This is a genomic window from Bacteroides helcogenes P 36-108 (assembly GCF_000186225.1).
Lineage (GTDB): Bacteria > Bacteroidota > Bacteroidia > Bacteroidales > Bacteroidaceae > Bacteroides > Bacteroides helcogenes.
In genome coordinates, this window is the sequence record NC_014933.1 from 3,267,211 (window position 1) to 3,287,121 (window position 19,911).

The window sequence follows — 19,911 nt, forward strand, 5'->3', positions numbered from 1 at the left end:
GAGTGTGCATATATAAAGGTTGAATCTGCAATATACGCAGATTCAACCTTTATATCACTGTTTCCCTTATTGTTTCTCTTTAATAAACCCGGTTCTATAAGCCACAAGCAACTTCTTCAAGTCTTCTATCTGGGTGATGAGTTCAGCACCTTTATCAGTATCTTTCACCATCATACGCTGGGAGTTGAATTCTACAACAAAAGTAGTGGATTTGATATCCTGTCCCTCCTCAATGGCTTTCTGACGGCTTTGAAACGGCTCATGCTGCACTAATTGCAGACCGTGTGAATGATATACCAAAGTATAGCCGGCAATCCCCGTTTCAGGCTGATAGGCTTTTGAAAAGCCGCCGTCAATCACAAGCAATTTGCCATTGGCCTTGATGGGCTTCTCCCCCTTGATGGTCTTTACAGGTACATGACCGTTGATGATGTGTGAATGAGACCCTGGCTCCACACCGAACTCGCTAAGAATACGGTCGCAGACTTCCGCCTCATTGCGCAAAGAGTAATAACAGCCCTTTGTCTCTTTATGCAGGCTTTTGTCCGCCACAAAATAACGTTCGAATGTCGCCATCTTATCCTTATCAAAGGAAGGAGCATCAGATCCGCACCACATATACCATACATAATCCAGCGCAAACAACTTCTCGGCAGAACCGTCCTCTTCAAAATAAGCGGTACGTATCAACTGATCCGTCTTCTGCAGCAACTTATGTCCCCAATAGTCCTTCTTCCCAATACGAACATGCTTGAAACTGCCATCCACATTCAGAGGAACGGATGCATGATATAGCAGGTTACTGTTGCAAACCAGATACATGCCCCCATACGTGAACAGGCAACGCATGTGTTTCTTCAGTTTCTCACTGTTCATGAATGAGGTGTGGATTCTGTTCACCAATTCACGCTCCTCATCTGTCAAGCGATATGGATCGGCAGGATCAACGGTCGGGAAATTGGTGTCGAGCAGTGCGTATTCCTTCCCATCACATACATACACACCACGCTCAAAATTGATATTATGCAGCAGTTTACGATCCTCCATGTTGAAATCCGGACGTCGGCTGATGATTTCCGCTTCTAATTTAAGTTGAATGACCGTAATGGCCTTGTGCATCTGTGTAATCAGGCGCAGGGTCTTGTCATTATATTCTGCATCGGCAAAATTCATTTTCGGTGCAAAAATGGTACAGGGATCATCGGCATAAGTATCCATCGCAAATGTAGCGAGTGGCAGCAGATTAATGCCGTATCCATCTTCCAGAGTGGCCAGATTGGCATAGCGCAGAGACATACGGATTACATTGGCAATGCAAGCGTCATTGCCCGAAGCCGCGCCCATCCACAGGATATCATGGTTGCCCCACTGGATATCGAAATTATGATAATCACAAAGCGTATCCATAATAATATGTGCTCCCGGTCCACGGTCGTAAATATCACCCACGATATGCAAAGAATCAATTGTCAGGCGTTGGATAAGGTTGCACATCGCCACAATGAAATCATCCGCACGTTTCGTTGTTATGATAGTGCTGATAATGACATTAATATATGCATGCTTATTTGGTTCGATGGTCGATTCGTGCAACAATTCCTGGATGATATACGAGAATTCCGCCGGAAGTGCCTTGCGCACTTTGGAACGGGTATATTTGGAAGAAACATTCTGGCAGACTTTTACCAACTGGTTCAAAGTTATCAGATACCAATCATCCAAATCTGTTTCCTGTTCCTTTATCAGTTGCAACTTTTCTTCCGGATAGTAAATCAACGTACAGAGTTCCTTCTTTTCGCTTTCACGCAGCGTATGGCCGAAAATTTCATTCACTTTACGCTTCACCGCACCTGACGCGTTTTTCAGGACATGCTGAAAAGCTTCGTATTCACCATGAATATCGGTCAAAAAATGCTCCGTACCTTTCGGCAGGTTCAAGATCGCTTCCAGATTGATAATTTCCGTACTGGCATCTGCTATAGTAGGAAAGCTGCGTGACAATAATTGTAAATAACGTAGGTCATTTGCAATAGTTTCCGGAGTTGTATTTCCCATGATATGATTATTGATTTATAATTTATGATTCATCTGTTTTTCCACCCTCAGTCCTCAACCCAATAAAAACATCAGCAACACTTGTGCTATAATTACACGCAGAAACATACACAACGGATAAACTGTAGCATAAGCCACTGATGGATTATCTCCCGGAATGGTATCGTTGGCATAATTCAACGCCATAGGATTTGCCATACTTCCGCATAACATGCCTGCCATTGTACCGAAGTCCACCTTCATCCATTTAAAGGCAATAATTCCTATAATCAAAACAGGAACCACTGTCAACACGAAACCCGCACCGATCCACAGCAACCCTTCCGGACGAAATACAGTGGCAAAGAAATGAGCCCCGGCATCCAGTCCGAGGCATGCCAGATAAAGAGACAGCCCCAACGCTCGAAGCATCAGGTTTGCGCTACGTGTGGTATAAGTAACCATGTGCATCCTCGGGCCGAACGTACCGATAAGAATTCCCACAATAATCGGTCCGCCTGCCAATCCCAACTTCACAGGAGCACTGATGCCCGGAATGGAAATAGGTATAGCTCCCAAAGCCAATCCCAAGATAATACCTACAAACACTGCCACTAAATTCGGCTCTTTCAGACTCTTGACAGCGTTGCCCAGCACTTTCTCCACATTCTGTATAGCAGCCGCTTCACCTACCACCGTCAACCGGTCTCCCAATTGTAAAGTGAGCTCTGCCGTAGCCAGCAGTTGCACACCACTGCGATATACCCTACTGATATTGATGCCATAGTGATTACGCAAATGGAGAGCCCCCAGTTTCTTACCGTTCAGTTCGGGACGGGTCACCACGATACGTTGTGAAATCAACTGGCTGTCTATGGCATTCCAATCTATATCTTCTTTATTCCAGTCCGTATGTTCCTGTTCACCGAAAAGCACGGTCAAGGCCGGAGCATACTTTTCTGAAGTTACTACCAAAAGGCGGTCACCTTCCTTTATCACTTTCTCGGAAGTAGGTATGCTGACATTTCCATCCCGCCATAAACGGGAAATCACAAACTTAGGATAGTTCAATCCGCCTATCTCCTTAATGCTCTTATTAAAAACCGCAGGATTGTGCACCTGAAATGCGGCAATATATGTCTTGTTCGCATCATCCTTCTCTTTCTTCTCCAAATCTTCCTTTCGTGCCAATACCTTGCGGATAATCAGCACCGCCAAAATCACTCCGACCACTCCTAACGGATAAGCCACTGCGCACCCCAATGCCGGAGTACTGGATTCCAAGCCCATTTGTTTCAATGTTTGCTGCGCTGCACCAAGGGCCGGCGTATTGGTTGTGGCTCCACAAAGAATTCCCACCATATCCGGCAGGGAAATACCTAATGCATAACTTCCAAATACTGTCATCAACGTACCTGTCAGCACAACACCCAGAGCCAGCATATTCAGCCTCACCCCGCCACTGCGGAAAGAACTGAAAAAGCCCGGTCCCACCTGCAGGCCCAATGCATATACAAAAATAATCAACCCAAAGCTTTCCGCATAGTTCAGCATTTGCGGATCAATGGATAATCCGAAATGACCGGCAATAATACCGGCAAAAAACACGAACGTCACTCCCAAAGAAATACCGCAAATATGAACTTTTCCCAGCCCCAATCCGATGGCGGAAATCAACGAAAGCACTACCACCGCCTGCAAAGCGGAATGCTCAACAAACAAACTATACAGCCAATCCAAAGCGTATCCAATTTATAGTTTCAGGCTGCAAAGATAGAAAGTATCTGCGGATATCACAAGAAAAAGGAGACAATGAAATAAACTCCCGCCGCCAACAATCCACTGACCGGAATAGTCAGTATCCAAGCTGTCATCAAACTTTTCGTCACTCCCCAGCGCACAGCCGAAAGCCGTTTGGTAGCTCCTACTCCGATAATAGCTCCTGTAATGGTGTGTGTCGTACTCACCGGAATCTTCAGATATTCCGTGATATATAAAGTAAATGCGCCGGCTGTCTCCGCTATCACTCCTTCCAACGGGGTCACTTTGGTTATTTTAGTTCCCATCGTCTTCACAATCTTCCACCCTCCGGACATCGTGCCTAATGAAATGGCTGTGAAACAAGAGAATGCCACCCAGTCAGGCAAATCATTGATACTGTTTATTCCCATACCCAAACCTTGAGAATGCCCCGCTATCATAGCAGCGGCAATGATTCCCATCACTTTTTGGGAATCATTCAGGCCATGCCCAATGCTAAACAAAGCCGAAGAAACAAGCTGCAACCTCTTGAACCATACATCAGCAGTATGAGGATGTGTACGCTTACAGATGTAAAGCACCAGCAAGGTAAATCCGAAGGCAATGACCATACCTATCAATGGAGCAAGAAAAATGAAAACGGCAATCTTCAGAATGATATTAAGCTGAATGGCTTCAAAGCCATGAACCATAATTGCTGCCCCGGCAAAACCTCCGATAAGTGTATGCGAAGAAGAAGAAGGGATACCCTTCCACCATGTAAACAGATTCCAGGTAATGGCAGCAATCACACCCGAAAGAATAATAGGCAATGTGATGTATTGCTCCACTACCGTTTTCGAAACAGTATTAGCTATGCCAAAGCCTCCGATGATGCATTTAGCTATGAAAAATGCTACAAAATTAAAGAATGCAGCCCATATCACTGCTTGAAAGGGGGTCAGTACCTTGGTAGATACAATGGTTGCTATCGAATTCGCAGCATCATGAAAGCCATTGATATAATCAAATATCAAAGCCAATATAATGATTATCACTAATAATTCCATGTGTCCTACCCGATTTATGCATATTTTACAATCAAACTTCTCAATATCTTGCCCACATGCTCCGCAGCATCAGTCGTTTTTTCAAGTTCATGCACAATCTCCTTGGCTTTAATAAGCTCTATGCAATCTTTTTCTTCTTCAAAAAGTTTAGTGATAAAGAATTCATAGATATCATCCGCCCGGTTCTCTATATCATGCATTTTCAAACAATATCCGCGTAAAGCCCCTGGCGTCTTCCGGAAAGTTTCAAGCTCATCCATAGCCCTGACAATATACTCTGCCTCCTGCTGAATCATACGGCTCAGCTCTTTTCCACTTCCGGAGACAGAATGTGGATTATAAATCGTAATGCGCTTTGCACAACTGTTTATTCCATCAATCACATCATCTATGCTCGAAGCAAGAGCATGAATATCCTCACGGTCAAAAGGGGTAATAAAAGTAGTACCAAGTTCATCCAGAATCAAGTGGGCAAGCTTATCTCCTTCACGTTCCATATCCTTGATACGCCTGTAATAATCGGCTCTTTCTTCTGGCAGGTCATGTTCCAGACTTTCTACCAAAACAACCGATGAGGCAAGCAATATTTCAGACAACTGTTTCAATAAAGGAAAAAACTTAGGTTCTTTGGGAGTAAACCGACTAAAAAAAGAATTCTTCATAAATGTATGCATTTTAAGTTAATGTATGCATTTTAAGTTATTGTTATTTGTTTACAGTATGCAATAGAGCACGAATCACTTCTATTAAAGCAGGCAGTGCAGACACCACTATGATAGCAACTACCAGCAACTTCAAATTGTCCTGAACAAATGGAAGATCACCAAAGAAATATCCAGCATAGCAGAAAAAAGCAATCCAAAGCCCTCCACCTATCAGATTGTACAACATGAAATTAGAATAGTGCATCTTGCCCATTCCAGCCACAAACGGAGCAAATGTGCGGACGACAGGCACAAAACGTGCGATAACAATTGTTTTGCCACCATATTTTTTATAAAACTCATGTGTCTTCTCAAGATGACTTTGCTTGAATACTTTAGAACTGGGATTGCTGAACAAGCTATTTCCCAGAAAATGTCCCGCCATGTAATTACAGGAATCTCCCAATACGGCCGCTGCAAACAGAATAACAACCAAGACATTGATTTCGAGAGGCATATTTGGTAATGCCGCAATAGTTCCTGCCACAAAAAGCAAAGAATCTCCCGGAAGGAAAGGTGTGATTACCAACCCGGTTTCACAGAATATAATCAAAAACAGAATGACATAAGTCCAAGTATTATATTCTTGCACAATACCGATCATATACTGATCGATATGGAGAATAAAATCCAACAGAAAATCCATTATATATTATTTATCAGTGATTTAAATAGAGATAAAAGCATTCGCGAAAAGACAGGAGTCTTTCCGAGAAAAAAGGAAAATATGAAATTAGATAAGAATACGCCTCAGTGTATAGACGTAATATCGGCAAGAAAACTTGAAAGAATTTATAGTAAAAGGAAAAGAGGGTGTTTTGTCTTCGGGAAGCAGAATCTTCAAACATTTCACAAATCTGATAGCATTGAAAGCCGCATTATTTCTCAATATTTTCGTAGGGGCGATACAATGAAACGAAAATAAATTCCCAATATTGGCATTCTCCGCTTTACAGCTATAATATCCGCTATGCACTCCATCCCGGTGCTTGAAGTCTGTTTTTGACAAAGAGTGCAAATGCTCGAAGCTATATTGTGCACCTATGGCATGTGGCATCTTATATTCCTTCATGTCATCGGAAGTTGATACTACCGATATAAGGAATATACCTAACAATATATAAAAGATATACTTCACCATAGCAGCGACAAAGATAGAAAGTATTTTTTAAGAGAAGAATGCATTAAAGATTTATTTTAATGATCATCTCCCCAACTTACAGATAAACCGGATTCGACGGTATTGGTTTCGGTTCTATCTCTCTTTTATGATTAAGTCCGGCTGAGGTCATAATAACTACAAAAACAGGAATGGGGATAGTCTCTCAGCAACAACATCACAAGTACCCGCAGAGAATGTTTTCGGAAAGCAGTACACGTATCGGCAGCGCGCCCATATTTGTCCAAGCCTCCTTCATAACAGATACCGATGCTGTTTGCATTGTAACCACGGGCATGCGCATCGAGCTTTTCTACTGATCTCAAAGACTTTATATCCCCATTCTTGCGGATATAGAAGTGGTAACCTGCACCGGAGGACCCGGCGCAGGTGGTCTGTTGTCAGGTCGTGTTCCGTATAGCAACGATCACAACGGATTGCGGAACAATGGACAACATTAAGAAGACTCATACAAATAAAAGTAATGACTATATTTTTCCAAAAAACATCGTCCGCCATTCCCGCACGGCTTTGCCTGCTGTTCGCGCTTATCCTTCTGCATGTCTCTTGCGTGCGTGAGAACACAGAAGACTGCGTGCAGTACGCCATCAAGGTAAAGGTAGTGGACGTTGAAGGGAACAACCTTGTTACAAGTGAAGTGTTGCAAAAAACGGACGTCTATCTGTTCGGTAAAAGAGGCTTCATACGCATGATCCCCGTCGGGATATCTACGGACTATCTATTCGGGCACGGGAAAAGCGAAAAGCTCACGCTCGTGGCGTGGGGTAATGCCAAGGCCGACACTCTGATAACACCGGAAATAGCCGTAGGCACTTCACTAAAGGAGGCAAAGCTGACTGTGAAACAATATGCCGACAGAACGCACCTGCCCATGACCGACCTCTTCTATGACCACAAAGAGCTGGACGGAACCACCCATAAAGTGGATGACGCCTCTGCTGTCCAGACACGCAGCATGCGGGAGGAAAGTATTACTCTAACCATGGAACGCGTGGCGGCTGGCGTAAGCATACACACACACAATCTGGCCGAATGCTATCCGTACGGAAAAAATGAACTGGAGGGAGGTGGGAGGCGGTGTCTTATGCTGCGCGGTTCCGGAAGCGAGATAAACTTTGCCGGAGAAGTGCGGGAGGAAGCCCAATATTCGCCTTCCGTCATTACTGACAAGGCCGGAAACCTGCATACCCAGTCCTTTCGCATCATTCCAGGCAATGGACACATCGAGATAGACATTTATGCAGCCAACGGGCGGAAGCTGTGCACCGTGACCGAGGACAACAACTTCAAGCCACTATATGCCCCTCCGGGCAGGCAGACGAACATAGACATTGACTTCCGCAATATCCATCCCTCGGTAAAAATAACAGTGTTACCGTGGGGAGATGTTCGGCAAGACATCGAAATGTAGGAGAAAAAGAAGTTTGGAAAATGAAGAATAGAAAATAATAAGCAAATAAGGGAATTATGCCAACTTTTTTAAAAATTATGCTGTTATCAGCATCCGCTTCTTTAATTTCCTGTATGCAAGAGTATGATGTGCCTGAAGAGCCCTATGAGGAGAAACCAGCCATCTTACGTTTGCATGTAGAAAACAGAAATCAGACGGATGCCGCAACACGCACCATGAATGAGAATGTCATTAATGACCTGCATATTCTTATATACAACAGCAACGGCGAACTGATCGGACAAAAATATACCACGGGAAGCACTGCTACGGTGAATACCCGCAGCACCACTGGCTGCACCATATATGCCATAGCCAATACGGGAAACTCCGACCTATTCAACCACTATGACATCCATTCGGAGAACTACCTGAAAAAACTGACCCGTTCAATATCTTCGTGGAATGAGCTGACGGAGGGAAACACTCTGCCCATGACGGGAAGCAAGACAAACGTGACGATTGCCGCAGGAACAAGCACTCTGTCCGGTGGACTGACGGTGACCCGCATGACGGCAAAAGTGACACTGAATGTGACTGTTGCACCCGGCTTCGGAATCACCATCGACAATTACCGCATTTACGGGATTCCCCGGAAAGCGTACTACGTTCTGCGTCCTCTGGACACTGAAACAAGCACTTCGGATACACAAACCAGCCGTGCGGGTGATGCCGTAAGGCCTGCCATCCCTGTGGACTGGACAAATAGTGGGGTTCTTACCCCATCTTCCGCCACAAACACAAGAATCACATTCCACATGTTCGAGAACCGGCCGGGGATAAATTCTTCCATTACCGACCAGAAAGACAAGGGAAAGGCAAAGGTTCCCGGAATCCCAGCCGATTCCGCCGCCTACGTGGTGATCAACGGCAAAGCACTCGGTTACAAAAAATTGTCTTGGAAAATATACCTCGGCGCCACCAACACCGCCAACTTCAACATCAAGCGCAACTGTGCCTACACTTACAATATAGTACTGAAGCCCACCACCACCGACACGCGAGTAATATACGAAAAAAGCGGTACGGTATGGGCAGGCAGTAATATCTATTGGGATGGCAGCAAGCTGACGTTCGACGAAACAGTGTCCGGGAACTCGGACCTGAAGCAAGGGGTATTCTTCAAATGGGGATCACTGATTGGCATAATAACGACAGGCGATATTTCATGCTTTATCCCCACCTACAACGCCACTTCTCCCACAAGCAGTACATGGACCCTAAAGACATACAACTACGATAACATCTATTGCTTTAAGGACGAAAATTTGGCCAGCACTAATGACCGAGGAAATACCTATCTTAACGACAATGCCCGCAACACCGATGCCTTTTATCAGGCCTACAAGGGAGACATTTGTAAGTATCTGAGCAAGACCGGTGCTGTGGCGGGCAATTGGCGCATGCCCACCTCGAAAGAATTCGGAGAGGGTAACCAATATACCCACAGTGGAAATTTCAATAACGCTCCTCCTACAAACAACGAAGGAACCGCCTTGATAACAAGTAGTTATTGGACTTACATTTCCGATGGCAGTATTGTACGCTTTCCCGCGTCTGGCTATCGGGGTATTTATAGTGGAAATTTGAAGCTCCCCGGCCCAGAAGGCTTCTATTGGAGCAGTAGCACGGGGATTATTAACGCATGGCGCATGGACTTTCTTCAACCGTCAATCGGCGGTGTGTTCGCTCGCTGCTATTATCGGCATGACGCATTCGTGGTGCGGTGTGTATGGGATTATTAGATCAGAGTAAAGGTGTCGGTACATTAAGCCAGTTGGTACAAGCAGTCTCTACTGGAGCAGTAGTGCGAGTACTGATATACAAAAAGCGTACTATATGGCTTTTACACATTCTACCGTAACCAGATCACCAACCCTGCGAAAACATGCATTCACAGTGCGGTGTGTCCGAATGTAAACTGTCTGCTTTTTATTAGACGCTCTACAATAAGAATACTTTGCTGAAAAGTGTAACAAAGCAGAAAATGAGAAAAACAAAAAAGCGATTATCTTTTTAACAGATAACCGCTTCTTGTTTTTCTCATTGGTAGTGGGTACGGGAATCGAACCCGTATGTCATGCGTGAGAGGCATGTATCCTAACCATTAGATGAACCCACCATCGCATTCTTTGTACACCCTCAGGGATTCGAACCCTGGACCCACTGATTAAGAGTCAGTTGCTCTACCAACTGAGCTAAGAGTGCAACTTGCGGAAGCTGGGGGATTCGAACCCCCGGTACGGTTACCCGTACGTCAGTTTAGCAAACTGGTGGTTTCAGCCACTCACCCAAACTTCCTTTTTGTAACCAGCATTTCTTCTCAAATGCGGTGCAAATGTATGGCAAACTTTTGGACTGTGCAAATCTTTCTATAATATTTTTTTCAGTGTTTTTCGTCAAATGAAGATAACACATTAACACTCAAAACATAATAGAGAAAAAAAATACAAGTTATTTATTTGACTTATATCAACCATTCTTCCCCATCCTTTTCCGTAACTTTGCACGACTTTTATATAGTATGCTCATACAGAAAATGATACAACAAGAAAGCTTAAAAAAACAGCTTACCAAGCTCGCTGCTCCTATTTTTATTGAAACTCTGCTCATCATGATGCTCGGTGCTGTAGATACCATCATGCTCAGCCGTCACTCAGACAACAGTGTTGCTGCTGTAGGGGTAGTCAACCAGATTGTCATGCTGACATTTCTTGTTTTCGAAGTCATCAATCTTGGAACATCCGTTCTTTGTTCTCAATACCTCGGCGCCAGACTACACAAAAAAGTGGTACAGGTGGTAGGTGTATCCATAATCGTAAATATGGTGATAGGTGCTATCGTAAGTCTTTTCCTGTTTTCTTGTGCCCGCCCCATTCTTCATCTTATGGGATTGACTCCCGAACTAATGAAGGACGGAATGGACTATATGCGCATTGTAGGAGCTTTTGCATTCTTTCAAGCATTGTCGCTCACGCTTTCTGCCTCATTGCGCAGTGCCAACAAAGCTATCTATCCTATGCTGGTGACAGTAGTAGTCAATATACTCAATATCATTGGCAACTACTCATTGATTTTCGGACGTTTCGGTTTCCCTGAACTGGGGGTTGAAGGCGCTGCCATCTCTACCGCATTCAGCCGTGGCATATCTATGATCATATTATTCATTATTTTATTTCGCAAGCACATTCACCGTTTTCCTTTGGCATATTTTCGCCCATTCCCGTGGATGGAACTGAAAAACCTGATGAAAGTAGGACTTCCTTCTGCCGGAGAACAATTGTCATATAGCTCTTCACAAGTAGTCATCACTTTTTTCATCAATATGTTAGGAGTAGAAGCACTTGCCACACGTACCTATTGCGTCAATATTATTATGTTTGCCTATCTGTTTAGCATCTCTATGGCACAGGGAGGCGCCATTTGCATCGGCCATCTCATCGGCGAGAAAAAACCTCACGCCGCTTTTCTGATGGGTAAGTATGTCATGAAGAAGTCAGTAATGATCACCCTCCTGCTCTCTTGCATTATTGCCGCTTTCGGGAACAGTCTTTTCGGCTGGCTTACTTCCAATCCCGAAATCATCCGCATGGGAACCACTATACTGATAATAGATGTGCTTCTGGAAATCGGCCGTCCCATCAATATTTTCGCGACAAATGCCCTTCGTGCAGCAGGCGATGTCAATTATCCCTTCTATGTAGGTCTGATAGTGATGTGGAGCATTGCTGTGGGCTTGGGCTATCTTTTCGGCATTCCCTTCGGCTGGGGCATTTGCGGCATGTGGATAGCCTTCCTACTGGACGAAAACATACGTGGATTCATTTTTGTCCGTCGTTGGAACAGCATGAAATGGGCAAACAAGAGTTTCGTGCCACAATCTTAGCGGTTGCCCTGTCCGGTTTGCCTGTTCCGGTAAGCGGTATTCGTGGCACGGAAATCGTACGCTTAGGACGCCAGTAGGCCGGCAATACCCGTTCATAAACAATCTCGATATCAGTAGGAATCTGTCCTTCTACCAGCAGCACCACCATTTCCCCGAACTTCTCGTCTGGAACAGAAGTAACCAGAAATGGCGGAAGTATGTGCTGCAATAAAGCGTTCTCCACTTGTTCTGCCTGTATTTTAACTCCACCACTGTTGATGGTATTGTCCCTTCTGCCCAGAATACGAAACCGATTACAAACATCAATTTCGGCAATATCATTTGTAGTCAGTTCGTCACTGCACACACGAGGGGCATGTATAACGAGCGTACCTTCTCTGCTTAACCGGATGTCCACCTCTTTAAGCGGAGTGTACCAATCGGAAGCCATAGGTCCGTTCAGCCTGCGCAGAGCAATATGCGACAAAGTCTCCGTCATGCCGTAAGTGGACCAAACAGCATTAGGCAGTTCTTTCAATTCTCCGGCAAACCGGACATCAATAGCACCTCCACCGATAATAAGATGCTTTATCCGGCACAACTTTTTTTTCTCTCCGGGCACTTGCAGAGAATTATAAACCTGCATCGGAATCATAGCTGCAAAGACAGGAACTGCACCCGTCGCTCCCAACGGATGTCCTGAAGGGGTGACAGGCAGCAGGTCCAATCCTGCTACCAAAGCGCGCACCACTACCATCTTCCCCGCAATGTATTTCAAAGGCATACAGAGAAGGGCCGTATCTCCCTCTTGCAATTCCAAAAAAGAACAGGTGAGGCAAGCACTTGCCATCATATGCTCTTTTTTTACCCGCAACTCCTTGGGCTGGCCGGTAGATCCCGAAGTATGGACAAGCATTGTATCCCCGGCATCAAACCATTCGGACAAAAAAGTAAAAAGCTCTCGTTTGAAGTCCGTTCCCCCCGTAAAAATATCCGACCCTTTCTCCCGGATTTCCCTCCCGGAGTAACGAATGCCCTCTATCAGAATGGACTGCTGTTCTATATCTGTATGAAAGTTCATCATCGCAACCAATTCAAGATATCAGGTTCTTTCTCTTCGGGATGATACCAGAGACAATCACCATTGACATGAAGTGGACAGTATATATTATCTGTAAACAGCAATCCAGTTCCCAATCCTTGGGGCACAGAGGGATGCATGGTAGCGCACCATTGTGCAATGGCATTCAGTCCGATATTTGACTCCAGTGCCGATGTTACCCAGAAACCAATACCTCTTTCGGTAGCCAGTTCCATCCATTCTTCCGAGCCGCTGATGCCTCCATGCAAAGAAGGCTTCAGAACGATATACTGAGGACAGATTGTCTCCAGAAGTTCTATCTTCCGTTCCCGTTTGTTGACTCCTATCAGTTCTTCATCCAAAGCTATGGGAAGAGATGAAGAAGCACAAAGTTTCGCCATCTCCTGCCACTGACCGGCACGAATGGGCTGTTCGATAGAATGAAGGTCGAATTCAGAAAGACGGTGCAACTTTTCAAGAGCCTCCACCGGAGAAAAAGCCCCGTTGGCATCCACACGCAAGACTATCTGCCGGGGAGTAAAATGTCTGCGTATATACGCCAACAATTCCAATTCTTTTTCAAAGTCGATAGCTCCGATCTTGAGTTTGATACAACGGAATCCTTGTTGTATCTTCTCTTCGATGCGGAGATACATGTCTTCAAAATTTCCCATCCAAATAAGGCCATTGATAGGAATGCCTTCTTTCCCCTCACTGAAAGGGGTATGCCATAGTTGCAGGCTGCGGGCATAAAGATGTTGTAGCGCAGTTTCCAGTCCAAATAAGATGGAAGGATAAGACAGAAGTGCTTTCCGGTCTATCATCCCTCTTTCCTCCAGACGCTTGCAGGCATTCTTCAGAACAGCCTCATATTCGGGCACATCATCACAGCTTAAAGCAGGCAATGGGGCACACTCGCCCACGCCATAAGCATTATTCTCTGTATCAGTAAGAAGTATGTACCATACATTACGTGTGATATATACTCCGCGTGATGTGCCGGCCGGTTGCCTGAAGTGCAATTGTCTTCTTATCGTCTCTATATGATACATACTATGATATAAGAAAATGAATTACGGAAATTTGGGATAATCCTTAAATCTCGGCTTACGTTTTTCCAGAAAAGCTTTTCCACCTTCCTGTGCCTCGTCCGTCATATAATAGAGCATCGTCGCATCTCCGGCAAGTTCCTGTATTCCCGCTTGCCCGTCCAATTCTGCATTTAATCCAGCCTTAATCATACGAAGGGCAAGAGGGCTGTGTTCCATCATTTTCTCTGCCCATTCCACTGTTTCATCTTCCAAACTGTCAAAAGGAACAACCGTATTTATCAGCCCCATATCCAACGCCTCCTGTGCAGAATACTGCCGGCAAAGGAACCAAATTTCACGTGCCTTTTTCTGACCCACAATGCGTGCCAGATAAGAAGATCCGAATCCGGCATCAAAACTTCCCACTTTGGGACCTGTCTGTCCGAAAATAGCGTTTTCGGAAGCAATCGTCAGATCACAGACCACATGCAGCACATGTCCTCCACCGATGGCATAGCCATTCACCATAGCGATAACAGGTTTCGGCAATGAACGAATCTGTTTCTGCACATCCAATACATTCAGACGCGGCACACCATCCGTACCGATATAGCCTCCATGCCCTTTCACATGCATATCCCCGCCACTGCAGAATGCCTTGTCTCCGGCTCCGGTCAGCACCACAACATTAACATCCGGACACTCACGGCAATAATACAGTGCATCACTGATTTCCGAAGTAGTGGTTGGCGTAAAAGCATTGCGGTAACGCGGACGGTTGATTGTGATTTTCGCTATTCCATTATAAAAATCAAAAAGTATATCCTGGTACACTTTAATCGTTGTCCATTCTCTTGTCTTCATATTTATTCTTTGTTTTTCAATCCGTGATAATATTCTTTCAGCAGTACCGTATCTTTCTCTTTGTCCGTAAATACTTCCATAAGTATGGGCTTCGGCAATGCCTCGGAAGCAGCAAACTGTGTCATCGCCTCCTCTAATTTGTCTTCTCCCGTCACTTTCATATAGATAAACCCACGTTCCTCAGCCCATCCCTTGGCAGTGGTATGATGCTCTGCAATAATAAATTCGCGAGAGCGTGCCGACTCATCCATACCCGGTAATGTATGAAAGATCTCTCCACCTTCGTTATTCAGCAGCAAAATGCGAACATTAGCACCGTAATTTTTATTCCAAAGGGCATTCATATCATAAAAGAAACTCAAATCACCAATGACAATAAAGTTCAATCTTTCCGAAGCGGTAGCATAACCAATAGCCGTAGAAAGCGATCCTTCTATACCATTCACTCCACGATTGCAGCAAATTTCCACATCCGGCGAGATGGCAAACAACTGTGCGTAGCGTACCGTCGAACTGTTTGCCAAATGCAAGGCTGACGGAGACGGCAACGACCGGATGAGCTCTCCGATTACAGAGATCTCCGAATAGGGAAGTTCCGGCTCCGGAATAGTCTTACAATAATTTTCCCACATCAATGGATAACTGATCGGCCTGTTTTCCAACAGAAAAGCAATCTTTTCTAAAAACTCAAAAGGATCCATCTCAATGACAGTGGTCAGGCAACCATATAAATCTGCTATTTTTCCATCGGCGGCAATGTGCCAGTGCTCACGGGGTGGATGGTTGCGCAAGTATTTCTTCAACTGCTTGGATACAACGTGCCCTCCATAAGTAATCAAAATTTCGGGCGACAGTTCATTCTGCCGTTCAGACGTCATAGAATAGATAGCAGCATCAAAATTCTTGATCGGAATACCGGGCACAGTCTGATTGCCCAAATGTTCTGCCAGCCAGGCGAAATGTTTGTAAAGCGGCTTCACATATTTCTTTTCAAACAGATAAATCAGGTTCATCTGTCCTACCACAACCATACGCTTGTTGTATTTGTTCAGACGTTCTATCAACTCCTTATAATCGCGGTCATAAACACTCAAGCCCTGATAACGGGTAATGACACGTACCTCCGGCAACACTTTTGCCGTAAACCGGTAGATGGGTTCGGAAACAGGCACATTGATATGTACCGGCCCTCTGCCATGATGCGTCGCTTCCAATATCGCTTCATTTATAAGCCGGTTGCAGAACCACTCATCCTCTTCTGTCTGTATTTCGGGCAAATTGACCGATGCCCTAACCAGCGAACCAAATACACCGGGTTGCGGTAAAGTCTGTCCGTCCATCTGCCCGATCCATGCTGCCGGACGATCGGCAGAAATCACGATCAACGGAACTTGCTGATAGAACGCTTCCGCCACGGCAGGATGCAGGTTCAGCAACGCCGATCCGGAAGTGCAACAGATCGCAACCGGCACTCCGCCTTGCAACGACAATCCGATAGCGAAAAAGCCAGCACTCCGTTCATCGGTCACCGGATAACAGTTAAAATCCTCCATGTTGACCAGTGTATGCACAATAGCTGCGTTACGGCTACCGGGACAAAGCACTATTTTCCGTACCCCGTGCGCTCTAAGCAAAGCCGCCAATTGGAGTATATTCTTCTTGTTTGAATACATAATCCTTGTTCTATTATCAAATGCTTAAAATATTACTCATAGTTTTCATTTTCTCCCCTGTTTCTTCCCATTCCGACTCAACTTCCGACAAGGGCAGAATTCCACCTCCTGCATAAAGTACCGCCGCATTAGAAATGATTTCCATACAGCGCAAGTTTACATATAAATCAGTATGCCCCTCCGGATCCAACCAACCGATAAAACCGGAATAATAACTACGGTCGTAGCCCTCATTCTTCAAAATAAACCGGAAAGCATCCTCCTTTGGCAAGCCACACACAGCAGGAGTAGGATGCAACTCCTGCAACAAGTCTCCCAATTGATGAATATCATTCAGTAGAAAATGGAAATCCGTTTTAAGATGTACCAATTGTCCGGCACGTGCCGTATATGGTCCTTCTTCAGTCACTTCATCTCCAAACTTCAAAACTATCTGACGAACATAATCGGCCACATAGCTTTGTTCTTCCCGATTTTTCCTGTTCCATTCCATCGGCATCACCTCATCCTTCACCGGCATAGTGCCCGCCAAGGCCACTGTATGCCATCTCTTTCCATACCCGCTTAACAGAATTTCAGGTGTACTTCCCATCCAAGTACCCGACTTGGGAGTATGGCACAAATAAATCATCATGCGCGGATAGCTGTTGCAGGCATGGACAAATGTGCCCAATGGTGAGAAATCAGCACTAATATGTTTCATTGCCGAACGTGACAGAACAAGCTTCTGAAAACATTTTTCCCTCAAAGGAGTGATAAAATGTTCAAAAGCCTTTGTATATTGCTTTTTTTCAACAGTTTTCACTTCCGAAGGACATGTTCCGTCGCGTACATCGCAGCAAGTCTGTACAGCAGCCTTACAATCCATCAAGAAAAGCGCTTCCCTGATTTCACTCCACCCACAAGCAGTGATGTCCGGGCGAATCACCACCAAAGGATGCTTCTCTGACCGTTGGAAAGGAGCCATGACAAATCCTTTCTTTCCATTTAAATTATGAATATCCGCCATCTGCTCCACTTCACCCGATAGCTGCGCTATAAAATAACATTCATCAGTCCACGGCAAGCGGTACAAGGCAAAACCGAAACCGCTGCGAGTCAGGCAATCTACTAAATCTTGTATATATCTATCAGGTAGATTCATTCTGGTATTCCTTACTATGAGGCTACAAATTAATCACTTTTTTTTCTTATCCTTGCAAAGGATAAGAAACTTTCTTGTATCTATCTGACTGATAAATTGTAATTGAGAAGTAATAAGTTGTCGGTAACGATTTGGTGAAAGCACTGGAATATACTGATTATAGAAATTTTCTTTCCGTAATTTCAAAGGCTAAAATTGCGTGTGAAAATAGTAATCAAACAGTACAAGACCATTTCGTTGATGTCACCGAAAAGGTTTTTATAGGATATAATATTGAAAAACAGGCGCATACGATATTTATGACACCGTATGCTTGTTATTTAGCAGTACAAAATTCAGCCCCATCAAAAACAATTGTCGCACAAGCTCAAACTTACTTCGCAATACAAACAAGAATTGCAGAAGTCAAACAAATGCAAGAGTATGAGCAATTGAACCGTGTACACTATGAAGTAGGCGCAAAAGTGCGACAGACAATAAAAGAGCTTGGAGGAACTATGCCCGAAAATTTGCCGACAGTTTTTTTGTCCGATCGTAAACCAACTGTCAGATTAAGTCTTGACTATTACACAATACTTATGTTTATCCATCAGGAAAAGTGCCATTATTATGAATTCGGTTATATTCCACATTATTACAATGATGACACAAAATATATATTTCCAACGGATTTCTCTTAACTCTTTTGAACGAATTTTCTCAACTCTTTTTTTAAAATCGTGATATGTTTTTTTCAAATTCCGTCTTCTCGCTCGTTCCAGTATCCCCCTGTCGGATTCCAGCACCTTCCTGTATTGTTCCATCGACCTCCTGTATTCGGCGGCACAGTACTCATAGGTGGCAAGCACAAAAAGTCCAGTCATGGGTGAGATGACGAGGATATGGAGCCCGATCCACAAGTCGCCGATTCTGATGATTACGAATATCGTGAAGATTATCGTAACAATAATGGTCATTCTTTCTAAGGACTTGTCAAATCCATTCATGTCCCGATTAAATATTTACTTCCCATAACCTATTTTATTTTCAATCGCTTTCTACTTTTTTTCTTTTCTTCATTCTCTTTGACTACTTGCAGCATTTCATTTATTAATTCCACTCCATTGCGTGTATCAAAATACTTTGTCTTTTCCACCCTTTCTACCATATTTCCCCGTTTATCATATTTAAAAAGTACAATATGTTTAGACGTGTCCCAAAGACTAACGCTTCTTACCTCTTTCCCGTTCTTATAATAAGTGCTATCAATACTCGTGTAATCTCCCTGTACGAAACGCTCAACGTGAATATCAAAACCATCCGACTTAAGCTCTGTGAAACTGCTTGTGAGCTTCATGTCAGCATCGAACATAAATTTCTTCTTTCCACTTTCTTCGACAATCGTCTTTTCGATAAGACTGACAATACCATTCTTTATACATTCATTGATAAGAGTGTCTCCTGATATTTTCTCTATATTGCACACGATGTCATAGTCCCCGTCTGTATGGGGAATCCTTTTTTCAGCTTCTTCATAAGATAGCCCCCGAAAGAAGTAAGTGGTTCTTTTCTTCCCCGTGTCAAAATAGCATCTCACACTTTTTATTAGAATCCCGCCTCCGTCGTATTCATTCTTTTCCTCATAATCGTCGTCCTCATGCACTATATAGCCATTATCTATGTTTCTGGCATAGAACAATTCGCGTTTGCTTTTGTCGCAATATTTCCACAATGAATAATAAACGGTATCTCCTTTGACATTCAATGTTAACAACTCCTCCGTTTGGGGAGTACATCTCATGAACTGGGTATTTCCCGACATCTTTGACCTACTTTTTACCGTAAACTCTTCATTATTGATGTACGTATAATAATCCGTACTTTTATCTTCAATCAAATCAATTGTTTCAGCACCTTTTTCATAACTGTGGGATATTCGGGTCATTTGTACCTCCGACAAACGATTGTTTTCATCGTACTTGTTTTCATAAGTCGTTATGGTGATTCGGTCATAAGATTCCTCTTCCGAAACTGTTTTAGTTCCGCACGCGTACAGGACAAAGACCAAAAACAACAATTTCACTTTCATTGCATAT

The 19,911-nt window shown here is 44.1% G+C and carries 16 protein-coding genes, 3 tRNA genes and 1 pseudogene; 4 read left to right on the forward strand and 16 right to left on the reverse strand.

Annotation, left to right across the window (positions count from 1 at the left end):
* Positions 1-66: 66 nt before the first annotated feature.
* From BACHE_RS13475 to BACHE_RS17145, 7 genes and pseudogenes are all read right to left on the reverse strand, one after another.
* Positions 67-2,055, reverse strand: coding sequence for a fructose-1,6-bisphosphatase (locus BACHE_RS13475; RefSeq protein ID WP_013548263.1), 1,989 nt, complete (start codon positions 2,053-2,055; stop codon positions 67-69).
* Between the two features lie 54 nt (positions 2,056-2,109).
* Positions 2,110-3,774 carry a putative transporter gene (locus BACHE_RS13480; RefSeq protein WP_013548264.1) on the reverse strand — a complete coding sequence of 555 codons (1,665 nt, stop codon included), beginning with the start codon at positions 3,772-3,774 and terminating at the stop codon, positions 2,110-2,112.
* A gap of 53 nt (positions 3,775-3,827) precedes the next feature.
* Positions 3,828-4,844, reverse strand: coding sequence for an inorganic phosphate transporter (locus BACHE_RS13485; RefSeq protein ID WP_013548265.1), 1,017 nt, complete (start codon positions 4,842-4,844; stop codon positions 3,828-3,830).
* Positions 4,845-4,858: 14 nt separating this feature from the next.
* Positions 4,859-5,506 (reverse strand): DUF47 domain-containing protein, encoded by a 648-nt coding sequence (locus BACHE_RS13490; RefSeq protein WP_013548266.1) that lies wholly within the window; start codon positions 5,504-5,506, stop codon positions 4,859-4,861.
* Between the two features lie 43 nt (positions 5,507-5,549).
* Positions 5,550-6,194, reverse strand: coding sequence for a DedA family protein (locus tag BACHE_RS13495; RefSeq protein WP_013548267.1), 645 nt, complete (start codon positions 6,192-6,194; stop codon positions 5,550-5,552).
* An 87-nt stretch (positions 6,195-6,281) separates the two neighbouring features.
* Positions 6,282-6,689, reverse strand: coding sequence for a hypothetical protein (locus BACHE_RS13500; RefSeq protein WP_013548268.1), 408 nt, complete (start codon positions 6,687-6,689; stop codon positions 6,282-6,284).
* A gap of 76 nt (positions 6,690-6,765) precedes the next feature.
* A pseudogene (locus BACHE_RS17145) lies at positions 6,766-7,178 on the reverse strand (N-acetylmuramoyl-L-alanine amidase).
* 13 nt (positions 7,179-7,191) lie between these two features.
* Between BACHE_RS17145 and BACHE_RS13505 the strand changes: the two are divergent.
* On the forward strand, positions 7,192-8,139 hold the full coding sequence (locus BACHE_RS13505; RefSeq protein WP_013548269.1) for a FimB/Mfa2 family fimbrial subunit: 948 nt from the start codon (positions 7,192-7,194) through the stop codon (positions 8,137-8,139).
* Between the two features lie 56 nt (positions 8,140-8,195).
* Positions 8,196-9,923, forward strand: a complete 1,728-nt coding sequence (locus tag BACHE_RS13510) for a DUF4906 domain-containing protein (protein ID WP_013548270.1) — start codon at positions 8,196-8,198, stop codon at positions 9,921-9,923.
* Positions 9,924-10,225: 302 nt separating this feature from the next.
* Here BACHE_RS13510 and BACHE_RS13515 read toward each other — a convergent pair.
* The 3 genes from BACHE_RS13515 to BACHE_RS13525 form a co-directional block, all read right to left on the reverse strand.
* Positions 10,226-10,300 (reverse strand) — tRNA-Glu (locus BACHE_RS13515).
* Positions 10,301-10,313: 13 nt separating this feature from the next.
* A tRNA-Lys gene (locus BACHE_RS13520) sits at positions 10,314-10,386 on the reverse strand.
* A 6-nt stretch (positions 10,387-10,392) separates the two neighbouring features.
* Positions 10,393-10,479 (reverse strand) — tRNA-Ser (locus BACHE_RS13525).
* Positions 10,480-10,717: 238 nt separating this feature from the next.
* On the opposite strand from BACHE_RS13525, the gene BACHE_RS13530 reads away from it, so the two are divergent.
* Complete coding sequence (locus BACHE_RS13530; RefSeq protein ID WP_013548271.1) at positions 10,718-12,064, forward strand: MATE family efflux transporter; 1,347 nt, start codon at positions 10,718-10,720, stop codon at positions 12,062-12,064.
* Here BACHE_RS13530 and BACHE_RS13535 read toward each other — a convergent pair.
* The 5 genes from BACHE_RS13535 to BACHE_RS13555 are packed head-to-tail and all read right to left on the reverse strand — an operon-like array spanning position 12,000 to position 17,836.
* Entirely contained in the window at positions 12,000-13,127 is a 1,128-nt protein-coding gene (locus BACHE_RS13535) for an AMP-binding protein (protein ID WP_013548272.1), read from the reverse strand. The genes BACHE_RS13530 and BACHE_RS13535 overlap by 65 nt on opposite strands.
* Positions 13,124-14,176 carry an o-succinylbenzoate synthase gene (locus BACHE_RS13540; RefSeq protein ID WP_013548273.1) on the reverse strand — a complete coding sequence of 351 codons (1,053 nt, stop codon included), beginning with the start codon at positions 14,174-14,176 and terminating at the stop codon, positions 13,124-13,126. The genes BACHE_RS13535 and BACHE_RS13540 overlap by 4 nt, the downstream gene beginning before the upstream one ends.
* 21 nt (positions 14,177-14,197) lie before the next feature.
* A complete protein-coding gene (gene menB, locus BACHE_RS13545) occupies positions 14,198-15,019 on the reverse strand; it encodes a 1,4-dihydroxy-2-naphthoyl-CoA synthase (protein ID WP_013548274.1) in 822 nt (273 codons plus the stop codon).
* Between the two features lie 2 nt (positions 15,020-15,021).
* Positions 15,022-16,692 (reverse strand): 2-succinyl-5-enolpyruvyl-6-hydroxy-3-cyclohexene-1-carboxylic-acid synthase, encoded by a 1,671-nt coding sequence (gene menD, locus BACHE_RS13550; RefSeq protein WP_013548275.1) that lies wholly within the window; start codon positions 16,690-16,692, stop codon positions 15,022-15,024.
* A 16-nt stretch (positions 16,693-16,708) separates the two neighbouring features.
* On the reverse strand, positions 16,709-17,836 hold the full coding sequence (locus tag BACHE_RS13555) for an isochorismate synthase (RefSeq protein WP_013548276.1): 1,128 nt from the start codon (positions 17,834-17,836) through the stop codon (positions 16,709-16,711).
* Between the two features lie 131 nt (positions 17,837-17,967).
* On the opposite strand from BACHE_RS13555, the gene BACHE_RS17405 reads away from it, so the two are divergent.
* Complete coding sequence (locus BACHE_RS17405) at positions 17,968-18,516, forward strand: BRO family protein (protein WP_013548277.1); 549 nt, start codon at positions 17,968-17,970, stop codon at positions 18,514-18,516.
* A gap of 335 nt (positions 18,517-18,851) precedes the next feature.
* On the opposite strand, the gene BACHE_RS13565 is transcribed toward BACHE_RS17405, so the two are convergent.
* The gene (locus BACHE_RS13565) at positions 18,852-19,904 is read right to left on the reverse strand and encodes a hypothetical protein (protein WP_013548279.1); all 1,053 of its coding nucleotides are present in this window, start codon (positions 19,902-19,904) and stop codon (positions 18,852-18,854) included.
* Between the last annotated feature and the right edge of the window lie 7 nt (positions 19,905-19,911).

What these genes read in the sequence shown, in the direction of transcription:
- BACHE_RS13500 (WP_013548268.1), bottom strand. Translation starts at nt 6,689, where the DNA reads ATGGTGAAGTATATCTTTTATATATTGTTAGGTATATTCCTTATATCG.
- BACHE_RS13485 (WP_013548265.1), bottom strand. Translation starts at nt 4,844, where the DNA reads ATGGAATTATTAGTGATAATCATTATATTGGCTTTGATATTTGATTAT.
- BACHE_RS13510 (WP_013548270.1), top strand. Translation starts at nt 8,196, where the DNA reads ATGCCAACTTTTTTAAAAATTATGCTGTTATCAGCATCCGCTTCTTTA.
- BACHE_RS13555 (WP_013548276.1), bottom strand. Translation starts at nt 17,836, where the DNA reads ATGAATCTACCTGATAGATATATACAAGATTTAGTAGATTGCCTGACT.
- BACHE_RS13490 (WP_013548266.1), bottom strand. Translation starts at nt 5,506, where the DNA reads ATGAAGAATTCTTTTTTTAGTCGGTTTACTCCCAAAGAACCTAAGTTT.
- BACHE_RS13505 (WP_013548269.1), top strand. Translation starts at nt 7,192, where the DNA reads ATGACTATATTTTTCCAAAAAACATCGTCCGCCATTCCCGCACGGCTT.
- BACHE_RS13535 (WP_013548272.1), bottom strand. Translation starts at nt 13,127, where the DNA reads ATGATGAACTTTCATACAGATATAGAACAGCAGTCCATTCTGATAGAG.
- menD (WP_013548275.1), bottom strand. Translation starts at nt 16,692, where the DNA reads ATGTATTCAAACAAGAAGAATATACTCCAATTGGCGGCTTTGCTTAGA.
- BACHE_RS13565 (WP_013548279.1), bottom strand. Translation starts at nt 19,904, where the DNA reads ATGAAAGTGAAATTGTTGTTTTTGGTCTTTGTCCTGTACGCGTGCGGA.
- BACHE_RS13475 (WP_013548263.1), bottom strand. Translation starts at nt 2,055, where the DNA reads ATGGGAAATACAACTCCGGAAACTATTGCAAATGACCTACGTTATTTA.
- BACHE_RS13530 (WP_013548271.1), top strand. Translation starts at nt 10,718, where the DNA reads ATGATACAACAAGAAAGCTTAAAAAAACAGCTTACCAAGCTCGCTGCT.
- BACHE_RS13540 (WP_013548273.1), bottom strand. Translation starts at nt 14,176, where the DNA reads ATGTATCATATAGAGACGATAAGAAGACAATTGCACTTCAGGCAACCG.
- BACHE_RS13495 (WP_013548267.1), bottom strand. Translation starts at nt 6,194, where the DNA reads ATGGATTTTCTGTTGGATTTTATTCTCCATATCGATCAGTATATGATC.
- menB (WP_013548274.1), bottom strand. Translation starts at nt 15,019, where the DNA reads ATGAAGACAAGAGAATGGACAACGATTAAAGTGTACCAGGATATACTT.